The sequence below is a fragment of the Maridesulfovibrio pacificus (SeqCode) genome, assembly GCF_048612815.1.
Taxonomy (GTDB): domain Bacteria; phylum Desulfobacterota; class Desulfovibrionia; order Desulfovibrionales; family Desulfovibrionaceae; genus Maridesulfovibrio; species Maridesulfovibrio pacificus.
On sequence record NZ_JBLZNE010000001.1, the window covers coordinates 3,014,104 to 3,032,487 of the forward strand.

10 protein-coding genes are annotated in these 18,384 nt (G+C 48.7%); 8 read left to right on the forward strand and 2 right to left on the reverse strand.

The window, feature by feature from the left end; all coding sequences use genetic code 11:
- The first annotated feature begins 588 nt into the window (after positions 1-588).
- From ACNI23_RS13975 to ACNI23_RS13995, 5 genes are all read left to right on the forward strand, one after another.
- Positions 589-2,040, forward strand: coding sequence for an amino acid permease (locus ACNI23_RS13975; protein ID WP_420249554.1), 1,452 nt, complete (start codon positions 589-591; stop codon positions 2,038-2,040).
- Positions 2,041-2,089: 49 nt separating this feature from the next.
- Positions 2,090-3,487, forward strand: coding sequence for a glutamate decarboxylase (gene gad / locus ACNI23_RS13980; protein ID WP_420249556.1), 1,398 nt, complete (start codon positions 2,090-2,092; stop codon positions 3,485-3,487).
- A 309-nt stretch (positions 3,488-3,796) separates the two neighbouring features.
- Positions 3,797-4,798, forward strand: a complete 1,002-nt coding sequence (locus tag ACNI23_RS13985; protein WP_420249557.1) for a Fe(3+) ABC transporter substrate-binding protein — start codon at positions 3,797-3,799, stop codon at positions 4,796-4,798.
- Positions 4,799-4,800: 2 nt separating this feature from the next.
- Entirely contained in the window at positions 4,801-6,462 is a 1,662-nt protein-coding gene (locus tag ACNI23_RS13990; RefSeq protein WP_420249559.1) for an ABC transporter permease, read from the forward strand.
- 8 nt (positions 6,463-6,470) lie between these two features.
- Positions 6,471-7,547, forward strand: a complete 1,077-nt coding sequence (locus ACNI23_RS13995) for an ABC transporter ATP-binding protein (RefSeq protein ID WP_420249561.1) — start codon at positions 6,471-6,473, stop codon at positions 7,545-7,547.
- A 76-nt stretch (positions 7,548-7,623) separates the two neighbouring features.
- Here ACNI23_RS13995 and ACNI23_RS14000 read toward each other — a convergent pair whose 3' ends face one another.
- Positions 7,624-8,085 (reverse strand): hypothetical protein, encoded by a 462-nt coding sequence (locus ACNI23_RS14000; RefSeq protein WP_420249563.1) that lies wholly within the window; start codon positions 8,083-8,085, stop codon positions 7,624-7,626.
- A gap of 10 nt (positions 8,086-8,095) precedes the next feature.
- A complete protein-coding gene (locus ACNI23_RS14005) occupies positions 8,096-10,210 on the reverse strand; it encodes a PP2C family protein-serine/threonine phosphatase (protein WP_420249566.1) in 2,115 nt (704 codons plus the stop codon).
- A 494-nt stretch (positions 10,211-10,704) separates the two neighbouring features.
- Here ACNI23_RS14005 and ACNI23_RS14010 point away from each other — a divergent pair, with 494 nt between their 5' ends.
- The 3 genes from ACNI23_RS14010 to ACNI23_RS14020 are packed head-to-tail and all read left to right on the forward strand — an operon-like array spanning position 10,705 to position 18,207.
- Positions 10,705-12,081: a TolC family protein gene (locus ACNI23_RS14010; RefSeq protein ID WP_420249568.1), complete on the forward strand. Its 1,377-nt coding sequence runs from the start codon at positions 10,705-10,707 to the stop codon at positions 12,079-12,081.
- Between the two features lie 15 nt (positions 12,082-12,096).
- On the forward strand, positions 12,097-14,292 hold the full coding sequence (locus ACNI23_RS14015) for an efflux RND transporter periplasmic adaptor subunit (protein WP_420249569.1): 2,196 nt from the start codon (positions 12,097-12,099) through the stop codon (positions 14,290-14,292).
- 15 nt (positions 14,293-14,307) lie between these two features.
- Entirely contained in the window at positions 14,308-18,207 is a 3,900-nt protein-coding gene (locus tag ACNI23_RS14020) for an efflux RND transporter permease subunit (protein WP_420249571.1), read from the forward strand.
- The last annotated feature ends 177 nt before the right edge of the window (positions 18,208-18,384 follow it).

Here is an 18,384-nt window from a genome sequence, read left to right on the forward strand (position 1 = left end):
TTTTCAATAAAGAGCATATGTTGATTGTGCTATTTTGCAACTGCCGGTCATCCGGCAATCACCCCTTAGATGTATGATTTTCATACTCATGCGTCTGCAGCCGCATCCCCCTTATTCAGCAATAAGCGGGCCAAAACAGTAAGAGGGCACGAAAACCCACGCACCGCTTGTGAAAGTTAGCGCAATAGAACTATTTTGTGTTTCTCAATATAGACGACGATAGTGTCGCAAATACCAATATCTCGGACAAATATCCTGATTTTGCGGCCCCAAACGCCCCTGCGACGCTTTTGTCGCTATAAAGCAAAAAATGTCACTTATTACACCCGCCATATACATATCATACATCATTTAACTATTTTAAGTCTAAGAAAAGTAATAATGTAACAAGAGCCTTTTTATTTTTGATAAAATTTTCCCAATCCCACTGTGAAACACAGAATTAACACACATTTTTATTATCCCGGTTGATCTTTTCCACTCAGTGCCGTAGAAATTTAAGATAACTGTAAACCCTGAAAAAACATTGGAATAAGGCTGTACAGACTTTATCACAAAGACCACTAGAATATATAAGGAATACTGCTTATGCCTAGTCCTGCAAAAAAAAGATTGTCGGTGTTTACCCTTTCAATGATGACCGTAGCGGCTGTATGCAGCCTGCGAGGTCTTCCTATGATGGCCCGAGAAGGCTTATCCATGATTTTCTACATCCTTTTTTCCACTCTTATCTTCCTCATTCCAGCCTCGCTGGTCGCAGCAGAACTGGGCGGAGCCTTCTCCAAGGAATCTGGAGGAGTCTATACATGGGTCAAAGCAGCCTTCGGGTCCAGATGGGGCTTTACGGCAATCTGGCTTCAGTGGATTCAGAATGTTGTCTGGTACCCAACTGTGCTGGGATTTGCCGCCGGAGCACTGGCATACTTATTTATGGATCCCGAACTGGCTAACAGCGGCGCATACACCGGTGCCGTGATTCTGATCGCATACTGGGGTGCCACCTTCATCACTCTTGCAGGGACGGATATTGTCAGCAAGGTAACCAAATACGGAGTCCTGCTGGGAACTGTACTTCCGGGAATCCTGATCATTGTGCTCGGTCTATTATGGGTCAACATGGGCAATCCCCTCGAATTCTTACAGGTCTCACCGGCAGTTGAAGCCGCAGAAAAAGCCGCGGGGCAGCTTCCACACGCAAGACTCTTCCCCAGCATAAACGGACTTGGCAGCGTGGCCTTCCTTGCAGGGATCATCCTTCTTTTCGCCGGTGTGGAAGTTCATGCGGTTCATGCCAATGAACTTGAAGACCCGGGCAAACAATTCCCGGAATCAATGTTTCTGGCAGCCACTGTCATCTTCCTGCTTTTTACTCTTGGCTCACTCTGCGTGGCTGCAGTCATTCCGGCTCGGGAAATCAGCCTGACAGCTGGTCTCATGCAGGCCTTTAAAATGCTTCTATCCAAATTCAACCTTGGCTTCATGACTCCTGTGATCGGCTTGTTGGTAGCCTTCGGAGCCATCGGCGGAGTTATGTCATGGATCAGCGGCCCCAGCCGGGGGCTTTTGCATACAGCTGATCAGGGAGAACTGCCTCCCCTGCTGGCAAAAACCAACAAGAATGGAATGCCCATCAACATCCTCATGATTCAGGCTGTGATCGTAAGCCTGCTCGCCGGACTGTATTTCGTCATGGACAATGTAAGCGTGGCCTTCTTTATGATCTCAGCCATGACCGTGACTCTGTATCTGGTCATGTACATCATGATGTATGCTGCAGCCATCAAACTGCGCTATACTCGCCCCGATCTGCCAAGAACCTACAAAGTCCCGGGCGGGCTGGTGGGTCTATGTGCTGTTGCCGGAATCGGTCTCTTGGGAGTCAGTTTCGCCCTGATAGTAGGATTCTTCCCGCCCACAAACCTTAAGGTCGGTAATCCGGCACTGTATGTCGGACTGGTGGCCGCAGGCATGGTTGTATTTGTGGGGCTGCCCTTATTGATTAACGCTTTTAAAAAACCGGACTGGAAACGGGACCGTTAATCGGACCCGGCATCATTTCTAAGTAAACAAATTAATCAGGAGCTACGACATGCTACATGAAAAGGACAAGATAAGGGCAGAACTGCTGGATGATATTTACGCCTCATCGGATCTTTCCCTGACCATGCCCAAATACAAATTCCCTGAAGAAGAACACCTTCCGAGAGATGTATATCAGGTAGTTCATGATGAACTGATGCTTGATGGAAACTCCCGCCAGAATCTTGCGACCTTCTGCTCTACTTGGGTAGACCCGGAAATTCACCAGCTCATGGACGAGTGCGTGGACAAAAACATGATTGATAAAGATGAATATCCTCAGACCGCGGAGCTGGAAAACCGCTGCGTGCATATGCTGGCCGACCTCTGGAACTCCCCCGATGCTGCAAACACCTTAGGCTGCTCCACTACAGGTTCCTCCGAGGCAGCCATGCTCGGCGGCATGGCCATGAAATGGCGCTGGCGTGAAAAGATGAAAGCTCAAGGCAAGCCTGTGGACAAACCGAACATGATTTGCGGCCCGGTCCAGATATGCTGGCATAAATTCGCTAAATACTGGGATGTTGAACTGCGTGAAATCCCCATGGAAAAAGACCGTTTGATAATGAGTCCCGAAGAAGTGATCAAACGTTGCGACGAAAACACCATCGGTGTCGTCCCCACTCTTGGGGTAACATTCACCTGTGATTACGAGCCGGTCAAAGAAGTCTGCGAAGCTCTGGATAAACTTCAGGAAGAAACCGGCCTTGATATCCCTGTTCATGTGGACGGGGCTAGCGGCGGTTTTATCGCCCCGTTCTGCGACCCGGACCTTGAATGGGATTTCAGGATCAAACGAGTGAAATCCATCAACACTTCCGGTCATAAGTTCGGCCTTTCTCCACTCGGAGTGGGCTGGATCATCTGGCGCGACCGCGAAGACCTGCCTGATGATCTCATTTTCTGGGTCAACTATCTGGGAGGAAACATGCCTTCCTTCGCTTTGAACTTTTCCAGACCCGGTGGCCAGATCGTGGCCCAGTATTACAACTTCCTGCGTCTGGGCAAAGAAGGCTACCGCAAAATACATCAGGCCTGCTACGACACGGCCGCATTCATTGCCGATGAGATTGAAAAGCTGGGCGTGTTCGACATTGTTTACAATGGAAGAGGCGGTATTCCTGCTGTTTCATGGTCCCTGAAAGAGAACAGCAATCCGGGATTCAACTGCTACGATCTCTCAGACAAGCTGCGTTCCAGAGGCTGGCAGGTTCCGGCCTACTCCATGCCCGCCCATCGCGAAGATCTGGTGCTGATGCGCATTCTTGTCCGCCACGGTGTCAGTCGCGACCTCGGTTCGCTGCTTATCGAAGATATGAAGAGATGTATGGATTACTTTGAAAAGAACCCGGTAAGCAACTCTCTTGGAGCTGAATACGGCGGATATTCACACAATTCTGCCAAGTAAATATACACCGCTCCAGATTTGCAAAGCGGAGAATCTGGAGCGGTATTTTAAATTTTTTTTTGAATTAACTCATATGATTTCAAACTCTTGCTCAAATAATCTTCCGAAAACTATACTATTTTGGTATATTTTTACATAAACTGAGTTAACCCTATCAATAAAAACACGCTATAATACTCTGAAAATAATACACATAATACCAAAAGCAACCGCTTACTCGCCTCTCTTGACATAATTCCATACCACTACTATCTGTTATTGAAATTCAATTTCAAAGTCACAACAAAACCATTTAGGGAGAGAAATAAAATGAAAAAACTTATTACCCTTGCTATCACAGCAATTATGGTCGCAGCATGGTCCGCAGCAGCATTTGCAACTGAAGTAGTTGTATACTCTGCACGCAAAGAACATCTCATCAAACCGCTCTTTGACGCCTACACTGCGGAAACCGGAGTCAAAGTAAAATACATCACCGGGAAAGCCGGTGCACTGCTCGAAAGAATCAAAGCTGAAGGTGCAAACACCCCCGCAGATCTTTTTATCACCGTTGATGCCGGTAACCTCTGGCATGCAGCAAACGAAGGTGTGCTGGCACCTGTAAAATCGGAAACCCTTGAAAAGAATGTACCCGCTCACCTGCGTGATCCTGAAAACCGCTGGGCCGGACTTTCTGTACGCGCACGCACAATCGTATATAACAAAGACAAGGTTTCCCCCGAAGAACTCAGCACCTACGAAGCCCTTGGCGATTCCAAATGGAAAGGCCGCCTCTTGCTCAGAACTTCCAAAAAAGTGTACAATCAGTCCCTCGTAGCCTCCTTCATCGCGGAAAAAGGCGAAGCTGAAACCGAAAAAATCGTTAAATCATGGGTAGCAAACCTTCCCGTAGTTCCCTTCTCCAGCGATACCAAGGCTCTCGAAGCAGTGCTTGCCGGTGTGGGTGACGTAGCTGTGGTAAACACATACTACTTTGGCCGTCTGCTCAAAAAGAACCCCAATCTTCCCCTCGCAATTTTCTGGCCCAACCAGAAAACAAGCGGTGTGCACATGAACGTTTCCGGGGCGGGCGTTACCACCCATGCCAAGCATAAGGAAGAAGCACTCAAACTTCTTGAATGGCTTTCTTCTGAAAAAGCACAGGGTAAATTTGCATCACTGAACATGGAATATCCCGTTAACCCCGAAGTTAAGGCCAATCCTGTTGTCGCCGCCTGGGGTGAGTTCAAGGGCAATCCCATGAACGTCTCCAAATACGGCGAGTTTCAGACTGAAGCAATCAAACTTATGGATCGCGCCGGATACAAATAACAATGGCTCAAGAGATTACCTCTAATTCTGCCGGGGGAGCGCCTCCAGCCCCCCGGCGGAAATTTTTTCGGATCAAGTCTCCGGCATGGTTTACCCTTGCCGGAGCACTTGCTGTTGTTGCAGCGGTACCAGTACTGGTAATCCTCAGCTATCTCCTTACGCCCAATCATGAAATCTGGTCTCATCTGACTGAGAATGTGCTGGGCACTTTAGCTGTCAATACAGCTCTGCTGCTTGCATGCATCATTCCCCTTACCACCATAAGCGGTGTAGGACTCGGCTGGCTGACCGGAGCCTGTGACTTTCCCGGACGTAAATTTTTCTCATGGGCACTGGTCCTCCCTTTTGCCATTCCTCCATACGTATTCGCCTTTGTTTACCTTGGAATTTTTGACTTTACCGGTCCGGTCCAGACATTCATCAGGTCCATATTTCCATCCATAGGATTCATCGACATCCGCAACTTCGGCGGTGTCTCTGTAATCCTGTCCCTTGCTTTCTATCCATACGTCTACCTGATGAGCCGCAGTGCATTCATGACCCAAGGGCGTACCGCCATTGAAGCGGCAAGGACTCTGGGCCATTCCCCGGCCAAGGCTTTTTTCAAGGTAGCCCTGCCCATGGCCCGTCCGTTCATTGCAGCCGGACTGGTGCTTGTCTGTATGGAAAGCCTCGCTGATTTCGGCGCGGTGTCCATCTTCAATTACGACACCTTCACCAATGCCATCTACAAAGCATGGTTCGGCATGTTCTCCCTTGAAAGTGCGGCTCAACTTTCTTCACTACTCGCAATCATCATCCTGATCGCGCTTGTTGCTGAACAAAAAATGCGCTCAAAAATGCGCTACACCGAAGCCGGACGGAGCAATAAAGCAGAACGCCTTAAGTTGTCAGGGCCATGGAAATGGCTGGCTTTCTCAAGCTGCGCGCTGGTATTCATCCTCGCCTTTGCCCTGCCATGCATCAAACTCATGCAATGGGGATTTGAAGCTACTGAAACCGATCTCGCCCCTTACTTCGAATACAGTTTAAACACTTTGTTGCTGGGAATTGCCGGGGCAACAATTACCACTGTCGCCGCCCTTGCCCTATCGTTTGCCAAAAGAAATGACCCCGGACCGCTTATGAACTGGTCCACCCGTATAGCCACTCTCGGATATGCACTGCCCGGAACTGTCCTTGCTGTTGGTATTTTCATCCCTGCAGCATGGCTGGACAGCAACATTGCCAGCCTGTTCAAGCCAGTTGGGATCGACACAAGCAACATGATCCAAGGATCGCTGGGACTTATGATCGCGGCATACGGAATACGTTTTCTTGCTGCCGGATTCGGTGCAGTGGACAGTGCCATCCAACGCATCACTCCCTCCATTGGCGAAGCGGCCCGCACCATGGGTGCAACCGGAATCTCCATGCTGCGCCGGATCTACATTCCCATGCTCAGGAAAGGCCTGCTCACAGGGGCAATTCTTGTGCTGGTGGATGTAATGAAAGAAATGCCTATTACTTTGATGATGCGTCCCTTCGGCTGGGACACTTTGGCAGTGAAAATTTTTGAATACACTTCCGAAGGGGAGTGGGAACTTGCTGCAATTCCGGCAGTGGTTCTCATCCTTGTCGGATTATTCCCGGTAATGCTGCTGACCAGACAGATGGATAAATAGGAGTCACCATGACTGCTTTGTTAGAAGTAAAGAATATTGATAAATTTTATGATCAATTCCACGCAGTGAAGAATGTCACTTTCGCCCTTGAAAAAGGGGAAATCGGCTGTCTGCTGGGACCAAGCGGCTGCGGGAAAACCACCCTGCTCCGAACCATTGCCGGATTTGAGGATCTTGCAACAGGCTCCATTTCTATTGCAGGGCAAATGGTTGCCGGAGAGCAGACAGTTCCACCGGAAAGAAGAAACATCGGCATGGTCTTTCAGGACTACGCCCTTTTCCCTCATCTCACGGTCAGCGAGAACATTGCCTTCGGTATAGAGAATCTGACTTCAGGCGAAAAATCAAAAAGAATTGCAGACCTTCTTAAAACCGTGGAACTGGAAGGCGCAGGAAATAAATATCCTCACGAGCTTTCAGGAGGCCAGCAACAAAGGGTTGCGCTTGCCCGGGCCCTTGCGCCGGAACCGAAGCTACTTCTCATGGACGAACCTTTTTCCAATCTTGATGTCGCCCTGCGTGAAACCCTTTCCACCGAGATCAGGGGAATTTTGAAAGCCCGTTCGATCACAGCCCTCATGGTTACCCACAACCAGAACGAAGCTTTTGCCATGGCTGACAAGGTCGGTGTGCTTTCCTGTGGAAGCATGGAGCAATGGGACACTCCCCACGCCATATACCATCATCCTAGCAACCCCACAGTTGCCGGTTTCGTGGGTGAAGGCGTGTTCATCAACGCATCCATTGCCGAAAAAGGAAGCATACAATGCGCTTTGGGAACCTTGAAAGCCGATGCTGATTTAGATTTTGGCCACGGTGCTCAGGCAAAGCTGCTCATCCGTCCTGAAGATGTAATCCATGATGACGACAGCCCCTACGGAGCAGAAATATTATCAAGGACATTCCGCGGTCCGAACATTCTCTACAAGCTCAAGCTTGATAATGGCGAGCAGATTCTGTCACTGGTTCCCAGTCATCACCAGCATGCCGTGGGGCAACGAATCGGGATATACCAAGAGGTGGAAGACCTTGTTCTTTTCCCGGCTGACAGCAACATGAATGCCGGACAACAGTGTCCGAGATAAAAATTGAAATGAAAAAGGCTGCCTTCCGAATGCGGAAAGGCAGCCTTTTTTAAATCTTAAGCTAGTTAACAGCCAGCTACATGCCGGACATTCCCTTCACTTCCTCAAGAGACTTTTCCATCTTCTCAAGGCCGCTGTCCATCATCTGGAAACCGCTGCTGTCGCCTTTCTTGACCAGTCCCATACCTTTCATCATTTCCATCATACCCTTATTGGCGTGGCCCATTGATCCTTTAACCATGGAGTGATGTTTTCCGCCCTCTGCACCCTTCTCAATCATCTTCATGCCGCTATGCATGGGCATCATTTCCTTGTTCATAAGTCCCATGCCTTCTTTCATGGTAGCCGGGTCATGCATGAGTTTTGCCCCGTGCTTCATTTGGACGAGACCATTTTCCATCATGGTAATACCGTCATGCATGGAGCCTTTCATTTCTCCTTTACCGTGACCGGAATGGTTCATATCCATGGCGAAAGCCGCGCTGGACATTACAAGAATGAAGGCCATTACTACGCTGATGTTCAAAATTTTCTTCATGTTACAACTCCTATGGTGTGTTGTTTTCTTTTTTTATGACCACTACGGTCAGATCATCTTCCTGTTTAACTCTTCCGGTAAAATCCTGAACAGCAGCAAAAATACCGGATGCTATAGACTTTGCTGAAGAATTTTTCTTTAATTTGATCAAATCCCACAGCCGTTCCTTACCAAAAAACTCGCCATCCTTGTTGGATGCTTCCCAGATTCCATCAGTACCGAGAATGAGAATCTGACCATCCTCAAGTTCTGCACAGCAATTCTCTGAATACTCAACATCCTCAAAAGCACCGAGAACTATCCCTTTGCCCTCAAGTCTTATGAAATCGTTCTTTGCCGGATCATAAATCAATGCGGGTTCGTGACCGGCCCGGACCCAACGCAATTCACTTTTGACAGGATCAAGCTCCACTATGAGCATGGTCATGAACTGACCGGTCTTATATGTATCCTGAGCAACAAGCCTGTTAACGTCCGTTACAATTTCACCCAGTTGTCCACCGCTAAGAGTCCGCGCCCTCAGATAGCCTCGCACAGACCCCATAAGCATTGCTGCCGGGACTCCATGCCCACTGACGTCACCGATGGCAAAACGCATGTTCTCGCCATCGCGGTCAGGCCGGATGTAATCGAAGTAATCCCCGCCCAACTCATCGCAATATCTACTTTCACCATAAATATCATATCCCTTAATGTAAGGAGAATTCTGCGGCAGTAGATTAGTCTGGACCTCCATAGCCACATCAAGGGCACTCTTAATTTCAATGTGCTCCCTTAACGACGGAGCCATCGAGTTAAAATCTCGGGCCAATTCGCCGACTTCATCCTCCCCGGAAATTTCAACACGGGCCGAAAAATCACCGGAGGCAATACGTTTGACTCCTCTGGCAAGAATCATAATGTTCTCAGTAAACCTTCGTGAAAGCAGGAACGCGAGCAGGGACACCAGTAATACGACAATGATCAAGACAAAGACCGTGTGCAGATATTGCTCTTTAATTGCCAGCTGCACATAGGACTTTGCTTTATCAGCAGGGGCCACGACATCGTCATGGGGGAGTATCAAAACCAGTGATACTCCTCGTTCATCCGGGGCGGAAAAAGCCCATATACTGTCCCGTTCATGATACGGCATACTCAGAACGCCAGACTTTCCGTTCTCCAAATACTTGCGAAACCGGGAGAACAGGTGGGCATCCGTAGAAGAAAGGAGCATCTGAGTAGAGGGAGGCTCCCACATATGCATCATGCTTTTACGGCTGGAAGCAGCTACCTCTTTTGCGACAACCTCAACACCACTGGTTCCATTTCCATTCGGCTCAAGACGCACCAGCAGGGAATCAATATTATGAGAAAATACATCAAGATGATTATAACCGTGCAGGAGAGTATCCAATGGAACATCAATGGCAACACTCCCGACAGCCTTCTTATCTACAAATACTCCCAGAGAAGCTGTAAGAACTGTACGCCCGGTGAGGAGATCTTTCTGCGGCATAGACCAAGTCGGAACCGCACTCTCATTTATGACCGGAACGGTCTTATGCATATTCATCCTCATTCCGGTTGTTGCCGGGTAATCAAGGCTTTCACCGGAATTGAACACCGCCCTGATCCACAGGGTTAGTTCTGGATTCTTAAACTCGACAGCTTTCAGCAAAGGCAACACAGCGTCCGATGTTCCATAGGGAAGAATGGGATCACGTCTGGCAGCAGAGTAACGCACCGAATCAAAATCCAACACGTATGATCCATGCATCATGTTTCGATCGCGTTGTTCATATTTTTGTTCCAGTCTATCAATATCTCCCTGACCTGAATCATTGTTCAAAAACACTTCAGGAAGGCTGAATTCGCTGCCGTCTTCAATCCATGCTGAAAGTTCTGCTGAAATCTGCTGTAAATTAAGCTCTACTATCCTGCGCTGCTTGGACAGAACACGGGCATGGTCCTCAACGAGCCTTTTCAGCTCGACACTGCTTTTGTTGACCAGCTCTCTACGCACTTCCCCTCCAATCTCATCGGAAAGAGATCGTAATGAATCAAGCACCCCGGCCTGAACCAGAACAAGCGGGAGTATTGATACCGTAAGCAAGAGCAAAAGCAGTTTAAAACGTATCTTCATGTATTTACCTTCGAATATGAGCATTTGTTAAATCGGAATTCTAGCAGCCTTAACGATACACTTTTACACGCTTTACTCCCAGAATTAAGGACAACATTTTCACATTGCATTCCAGCACAAAATAAACATTAAATATCAAAATCTTACGCCTAAAACACTCTTCTAAATCAAACCAGAAAAACAACATATGTGACAATAATTGCACTTAATTGATCTTAGACAAAATATTCAAAACTTATCATACTATTTTAGTATGATTTTATTACCACTTACACCCTTATCATGTGCAAGATAAGTGCAATCATCGCCTTCAACAAGCTGCAATTATTAATGATGCACAAGCAAATATTGCACAAATATATTCAAAGACAAAAAACGCCTCAGCAACAGATGAATTATACTTATTCTTAATGTACAGTATTTGTTAGCATCATTAGCATGGAATAGTATTTGCTCAACGTAGAATATCAATATTTTCTCAGCAGGAGAGCTTCATGATCAAGGCACCCAACTTTAAATATATACTTGCAATTCTTTTTAGCATTTTTATATACGCACAATCCCTGCCAGCCTTTGCGCAAGACTCGGAAACCAACAGCACCACGAATATCCAAGCTCCTCATACTGAAATCAAAGAATTAACCGATTATCTGGTTGAAGCCGCCCGTAATAATGATGATTTATATGCAGCTTTTTACAGTTGGAAAGCGGCCTTGCAGCGGGAAGCAAGCGTCTCCAGCCTGCCTGACCCCAGATTCAGTTTTGCATGGTTCATCCAGCCCGTGGAAACCCGCACCGGACCGCAGGAATTCAAGTACGGCTTGAGTCAGACCCTGCCGTGGTTCGGTAAGCTCGGCCTCAAAGGAGAGCAGGCCCTGCGCGATGCGGACATCAAAAAAGCCCGTTTCGACAATCTTAAATTGAAAATATTCACCGAAGTAAAGAAAAACTACTACGACTACGCCTACCTTGCACAGGCCATCCGCATTACCCATGAAAATATTGAACTCATGAAATACCTCGAAAGCGTGGCCCGTTCCCGCTACTCCACCGGGGCCGGAGCTTACGACGGAGTGATCAAGACTCAGGTTGAACTGGGCAAACTTGAGGATCGGCTGCGTTCACTGGAAGAACGCAAAGGGCCGACCGTAGCCAAGCTGCTTGCCGCCATGAACAGGGCTGACGATCAGACTCTGCCTTTTCCCGAATCAATACCGGTAATGCAAATACAAATGTCACCTGATCAATTGAAGGAAGAGTTCAAAACCGGAAACCCCAGATTAAAAGAGCTCGACCATTCTGTTGACAGGGAAAAGATATCTGTAGAGCTGGCTAAAAAGAATTACTACCCGGACTTCACTTTCGGGGTCGAATACATCCAAACCGGAGAATCAAGATCTCCCAACGTCACCAACGAAGACCGCGACCCGTTAATCACCGCAATGTCCGTCAACCTGCCTATCTGGATGAACAAGCAGGATGCGCAGCTCAATGAGGCTGAGAACAAAGTAAAATCAGCTTCCCGCAAAAGAGCCGGCCTTGAGCGCAACCTGACCGCCGAACTGGAACTCGAAATATATAAATATCAGGATGCCATCCGCAAAGTCAGCCTTTATCGGGACAGTCTTACCCCCAAGGCAGAGCAATCCCTAGGAGTTTCCATTGAGGCGTTCCAGTCCGGCACAGCATCATCGAGCGACCTGATTGATGCCGAACGGACCCTCATTGAATTTCAACTGGGCTACTATCAAGCCCTTGCTGAACAGGCCAAGCGGGTAGCCACAATTGAATATCTGGTCGGTTTGGAAATTCCCTGCACCTTCCACGGCCAGACCATGCCGCAAGCAAATATTTCCATCCCTGAAAATTAAAGACACGGAACCATCATGAGTAAATTTAAACATATACTGATCCCGGTCATCCTTGTTGCTGTCGTTGCGTTTGCCGCCGGATACATCCTTTCCGGCTCAAAAGGACAGCAGGCAGAAAAAAATTTAGTCACCGAACACGAAGATCACGGACTTGAAGCAACTGTGACTGACTCAGGAGAAGTGGTCTGGACCTGCTCCATGCATCCACAAATCCAGCTTCCTGAACCGGGCAAATGCCCAATATGCTTTATGGATCTCATCCCGCTTGAAAAGGGTGGTGATTCCGGCGATGAAGCTGTCAGCTTACGCCAGATCAGTCTGACCTCATCCGCCCGAAAACTGGCCGGGATAGCCACTACCCCGGCAATAAGTAAAAGTATAAATGTTGAAACCCGTATGCTCGGCAAAGTTGATTACGACGAAACCCGCATGGGAACCATCACCGCATGGACCGGGGGACGCATTGACAAGCTGTACATAGACTATACCGGAAGCTCAGTGCGAAAAGGACAGGCTATGGCTTCCATATACAGTCCGGAACTACTTACTGCACAGGCCGAGTTGATTCAATCGGTCAAAGCCAAATCCGCCCTTAAAGGCAGCTCTCTGAAGGTGGTTAAGGACACCGCAGCCCGCACCGAACAGGCCGCCCGGGAAAAACTGCGTTTACTGGGACTTTCCAAAAACCAGATCGCAAATATCATCAAACGGGGAAAAGCAGCTGAACACATCACTCTCTACTCGCCCATGAGCGGCATCGTCATAAAAAAGGATGTAGTCGAAGGTGTTTACGTCAAGACCGGAACCCCCATTTACACCATTGCCGACCTTTCAAGGGTCTGGGTAATTCTTGAGGCTTATGAATCAGACCTGCCTTGGATCAAGATGGGCATGAATGTAAGTTTCAGCACAGAAGCTTATCCCGGTAAAAATTTCGAAGGAAAAGTAGTCTATATTGACCCGATGGTTAATGAGAAAACCCGAACGGTCCGGGTGCGGCTGGAAGTCCCCAACAAGGGACTTAAGCTCAAGCCGGGAATGTTCGTACGGGCTGTGAACAAGCAAGAAAAACAGGCCGGAACAGAATTGGTCATTCCTGCTTCAGCTCCGCTCATCACCGGTAAACGGGCAGTGGTTTACATTGCCGTCCCCGGTAAGGAAGGGGTCTTCGAAGGACGTGAGATAGTCCTCGGGCCCAAGGCCGGAGACTTCTATGTAGTCAAATACGGACTCAGTGAAGGCGAAGAGGTTGTCACCAAAGGTAACTTCAAGATCGACAGCGCCATCCAGATTATTGCCAAACCAAGCATGATGAATCCTGAAAGCGGCGTAAAAACAGTTGCCCATAACCACGGTTCCGACTCTGCTGCCATGCAGGAGATGGATCAACAGGCAAAGGTTGATCGCACTCTGCCGCCTATCTTTGCATCGAAACTGGTTTTCCTGAAAAAGGATTTTGATTCCCTCATGGAGATTGCCATGTCCGGTGACGTTGAGAACAGCCGCAAACAATTCTCCGCATTCTTTGAGAGTCTCGGCAAGATTGATGCTTCCGGTCTCAAGGGTGACGCATCCCTTGCATGGAAAGAACTGTCCATGCTGCTCAGGAACGATGCCGTGCTCGGCAGTGGTATAAAAGACCGGCAAAGGCTGAAATCAATCACTTCTGAAACAGCGAACCACTTCAAACGGCTGGATACAACTTTCGGAATTGCAACACTTGCCGCCAATTCTGCAAATAAGGTGGGAGCCCCTCAAGCTTTCCAGAGACAGCTTGGCAAAGTTTTTAACACCTATTCAGCATTCACTGAGGCCCTTGCAGCCGACAACCTGCAAAACGCTCAGAAGCAATCCGCACTCATGGCTGAAGAACTGAAAAAATTAGATCACACAACACTCTCCGGCGAGGCTCACAAAATCTGGATGGATGCGCTGGAGAATATCAATGACGGCATGTCCGCCATCCGCGAGGCCAAGGATATTGTTGAAGTCCGCGCCGGACTGGAACCTCTTTCATACGGCATGATTGATGCGGTGGAAAAATTAGGCATCAAGTCCACTAAGCCGGTCTACGAAATATTCTGTCCCATGGCTTTTGATTTCAAAGGCGCCAAGTGGCTGCAATCCGATGAGGACATCCGCAACCCCTACTTCGGGGAAGCCATGATCCAATGCGGGGAAGTTGAGCGCCAACTCAAGGCCGGAGAATAAGGTTCGGAGAACAATATGAGCGAAAAGAACACTCAAGATATGAACCGTCCCGAACCGAAGACCTTTACAGAGAAGACCATTCTTTTCTGCCTTGAGCAAAAGCTCATCGTGGCTATTCTACTGCTGATGGTTATCGGCGGCGGTATTTTTACAGCTCCCTTCAACTGGGATGTAGCCGGTATTGACCGTTCCCCGGTCCCGGTGGATGCCATCCCGGACATCGGCGAAAACCAACAGATAATCTTCACCCAGTGGATGGGCCGCTCACCGCAGGATGTGGAAGACCAGATAAGCTATCCGCTTACCGTGGCCCTGCTAGGCATCCCCGGAGTAAAGACGGTCCGCAGCTATTCCATGTTCGGTTTCTCCACCATCTACGTAATCTTCAACGAAGACGTTGATTTCTATTGGTCGCGCTCGCGGTTGATCGAAAAAATGAACAGCCTGCCTGCCGGGACATTGCCGGAAAACGTAAAACCGGCTCTCGGCCCTGATGCCACCGCACTGGGGCAGGTCTATTGGTACACCATCGAAGGACGCGATCCGCAAGGCAATCCAACCGGAGGCTGGGACCTCGCTGAACTGCGCTCAGTACAGGACTGGTACGTCCGCTATGCTTTGCTTTCAGCTGACGGAGTCAGTGAAGTCGCTTCTGTGGGCGGTTTCGTAAAGGAATACCAGATTGATGTTGACCCGGATGCCATGCGTGCCGCCAAGGTAACCCTCAATGATGTCTATCGCGCGGTAAAGATGTCCAACCTTGATGTGGGCGCGCGGACAATTGAAATCAACAATGCTGAATATGTCATTCGAGGCATCGGTTTCATCAAAAAGCTGTCCGATATTGAAAGCTCGGTAGTCAAGGTGGTCAACAACATCCCCATCTACGTACGTGACGTAGCCCGCGTATCCGAAGGTCCTGCCTTACGCCGTGGTGCGCTCGATAAAGGCGGCGCGGAAGTTGTAGGCGGTGTGGCTGTTGTTCGCTACGGTGAAAACCCGTTACAGGTCATTGAGAATATCAAAGACAAAATCAAGGACATTTCACCGGGGCTGCCTTCAAAAGTCCTGCCGGACGGCACTGAAAGCAAACTAACAGTTGTTCCGTTCTATGACCGTTCCGGGCTGATCCATGAAACGTTGGGAACCCTCAACACCGCACTGACAGAGGAAATACTGATCACAATCATCGTGGTGCTTATTGCGGTTATTCATCTCAAGAGTTCACTGCTGATTTCATCACTGCTTCCTCTTGCTGTACTTATGTGCTTCATGGGTATGCGTGTATTCAAGGTAGACGCAAACATCGTGGCTCTTTCCGGAATCGCCATTGCCATCGGGACTATGGTCGATATGGGGATCATCATCTGCGAGAATATCCTCAAAAAGATTGAACACGCCGAGGAAGGAGCAAGCAGACTGAAACTTGTTTATGAAGGCACATCCGAGGTGGGCAGTGCGGTTATGACCGCTGTTGCCACAACCATCGTCAGCTTCATGCCGGTCTTCGCCATGGACGGAGCAGAGGGCAAGCTTTTCAAACCGCTGGCCTACACCAAAACTTTCGCCCTGCTGGCTTCAATCATCGTAGCACTAACCATCCTGCCTCCCATGGCGGAACTGCTTTTTACGGCCCGCAAGCAATTCCTTAAAAACAGGCGCACATATATCACCGCCGGACTTTACCTGCTTTGCGGTATTGCAGTTTCCATACTGCTCAAATGGTGGGCCGGACTGTTCTTTATCTATGTGGGCGTAAAACATCTCATACTTCCTTTTGTCCCTGAAAAAAGCCACAAATACGCAAACTATGCCGAAACATGGATCATAGTCCTTATGGTTGCCTATGTGCTGACCAAATCATGGCTTCCTCTCGGACCGGAAAAAGGAATGGGTAACAACTATTTCTTCGTGGCGATGGTCATCGGAGGGCTCATGCTCTTCTTCGACCTGTTTCGGCGCGGATATCCCCGTATGCTCGGCTGGTGCCTTAACCACAAACTGTTGTTCCTGAGCTTTCCGACATTCATTGTCGCTCTGGGACTTTCCATCTGGCTTGGATTTGCCAACCTGACCGGATTCCTGCCCGAAGCAATTAAATCATCTTCGCCATATGTTAAGCTATCCCATGTATTCCCCGGACTGGGTAAGGAATTCATGCCGGACCTTGATGAAGGCGCATTCCTGTTCATGCCCACAACCATGCCGCACGCATCAATCGGTGAAGCCATGGACGTGCTGCGCAAACAGGACATGATGATCCAGTCCATCCCGGAAGTTGAGTCCGCAGTTGGTAAACTGGGTCGCGCAGAAACACCCCTTGATCCGGCTCCTATCTCCATGATCGAGACGGTTATCAATTACAAATCCGAATATGTGGTGGATCAATCCGGAGAGCGGCTCCGCTTTAAATTTGATCCCGACCAGAAAGACTTTTTTCGCAATATTGCTGGGAATCTGGTTCCTGCCAATGATGGCTACCCTTATATCGTGCAGGGTTATTTCGAACGAGATGACAATGGTAAACTGATTCCCGATCCTGATGGAAAACCATTCAGAGTCTGGCGTCCGGCACTTAATCCCGGCCTTAACCCGGACCGCAAATCATGGGAGGGCATCACCTCACCCAATGACATCTGGGATGAAATAGTAAAAGCCGCAGAAATTCCCGGCGTGACCTCCGCACCGAAACTGCAGCCAATTGCAGCCCGCATTGTAATGCTTCAATCCGGCATGCGTGCTCCCATGGGCATAAAAGTCAAAGGACCCGACCTGCAAACTCTGGAAAAAGTCGCCCTTGATCTTGAAGGGCTGCTTAAGCAGGTCGGTTCGGTCCAACCGGAAGCGGTCATTGCCGACCGCATTGTAGGCAAGCCGTACCTTGAAATCATTATTGACCGCGAAGCTATTGCAAGGCACGGGGTTATGCTTTCGCAGGTTCAGGATGTGATTGAAGTTGCTGTGGGCGGTAAGGTGGTCACAACTACTGTTGAAGGACGTGAACGTTATCCGGTCCGGGTGCGTTACTTACGCGAACTCAGGGATAACATTGATTCCATAGGCAATATTCTGGTCAGTGCCCCCGGCGGAGAACAAGTCCCCTTAAGCCAGCTTACCGAGATCAAGTATGTGCGAGGTCCGCAGGTAATTAAGAGCGAAGATACCTTCTTAGTGGGTTACGTGCTCTTTGATAAACGGCCCGGTTTCGCAGAAGTAGATGTTGTGGAACAGGCTCAGAGCTTTCTCGATTCCAAAATAAAGTCCGGTGAACTGGTTATCCCGGCCGGAGTGTCATACGAATTCGCCGGAAGTTATGAAAACCAGATTCGGGCCCAGAAAAAACTGGCGGTAATCCTGCCGCTGGCACTGCTTTTCATCGTGCTGATTCTATATTTGCAGTTCAAGTCCATCGCCACCACCATGATGGTTTTCTCAGGTATCTTTGTGGCATGGTCCGGAGGATTCCTAATGGTCTGGCTTTACGGTCAGCCGTGGTTCATGGATTTCACCATGTTCGGAACAGATATGCGCGAATTGTTTCAGGTCAGCCCCATCAACCTGAGCGTTGCCATCTGGGTCGGCTTTCTGGCCCTGTTCGGCATTGCTTCCGACGATGGAGTTATCATGGCGACCTATCTTGATGAGAGCAAAAAAGATTGCAAAAGGGACTCCGTAACCGAGATCAGACATGCAATCATCTACGGCGCGCAACGCAGAATCCGCCCAGCCCTGATGACTTCAGCAACAACTATTCTTGCCCTGCTGCCGATCCTGACCTCAACAGGCCGGGGCTCGGACATCATGGTGCCCATGGCGATCCCTTCATTCGGAGGAATGACTATCGCGATACTTACCGTATTTGTGGTGCCAGTGCTTTACTGCGGTGTTGAAGAAATGAAATTCCGAAATAAATAAAAAAACAGCCTTGTCTGACTTATGATTGTAGTCAGACAAGGCTGCGTAAATAAATGTAGGAGAACAATAAAGTTCTTAACTCAAAGCTTCGGGAAGCCAATATTTTCAAAGAACAAAATCGGAACGTAAAAAATAAAGTTCTTTACTGGTTCTTCAGACCAACTCTGAAACCATCTT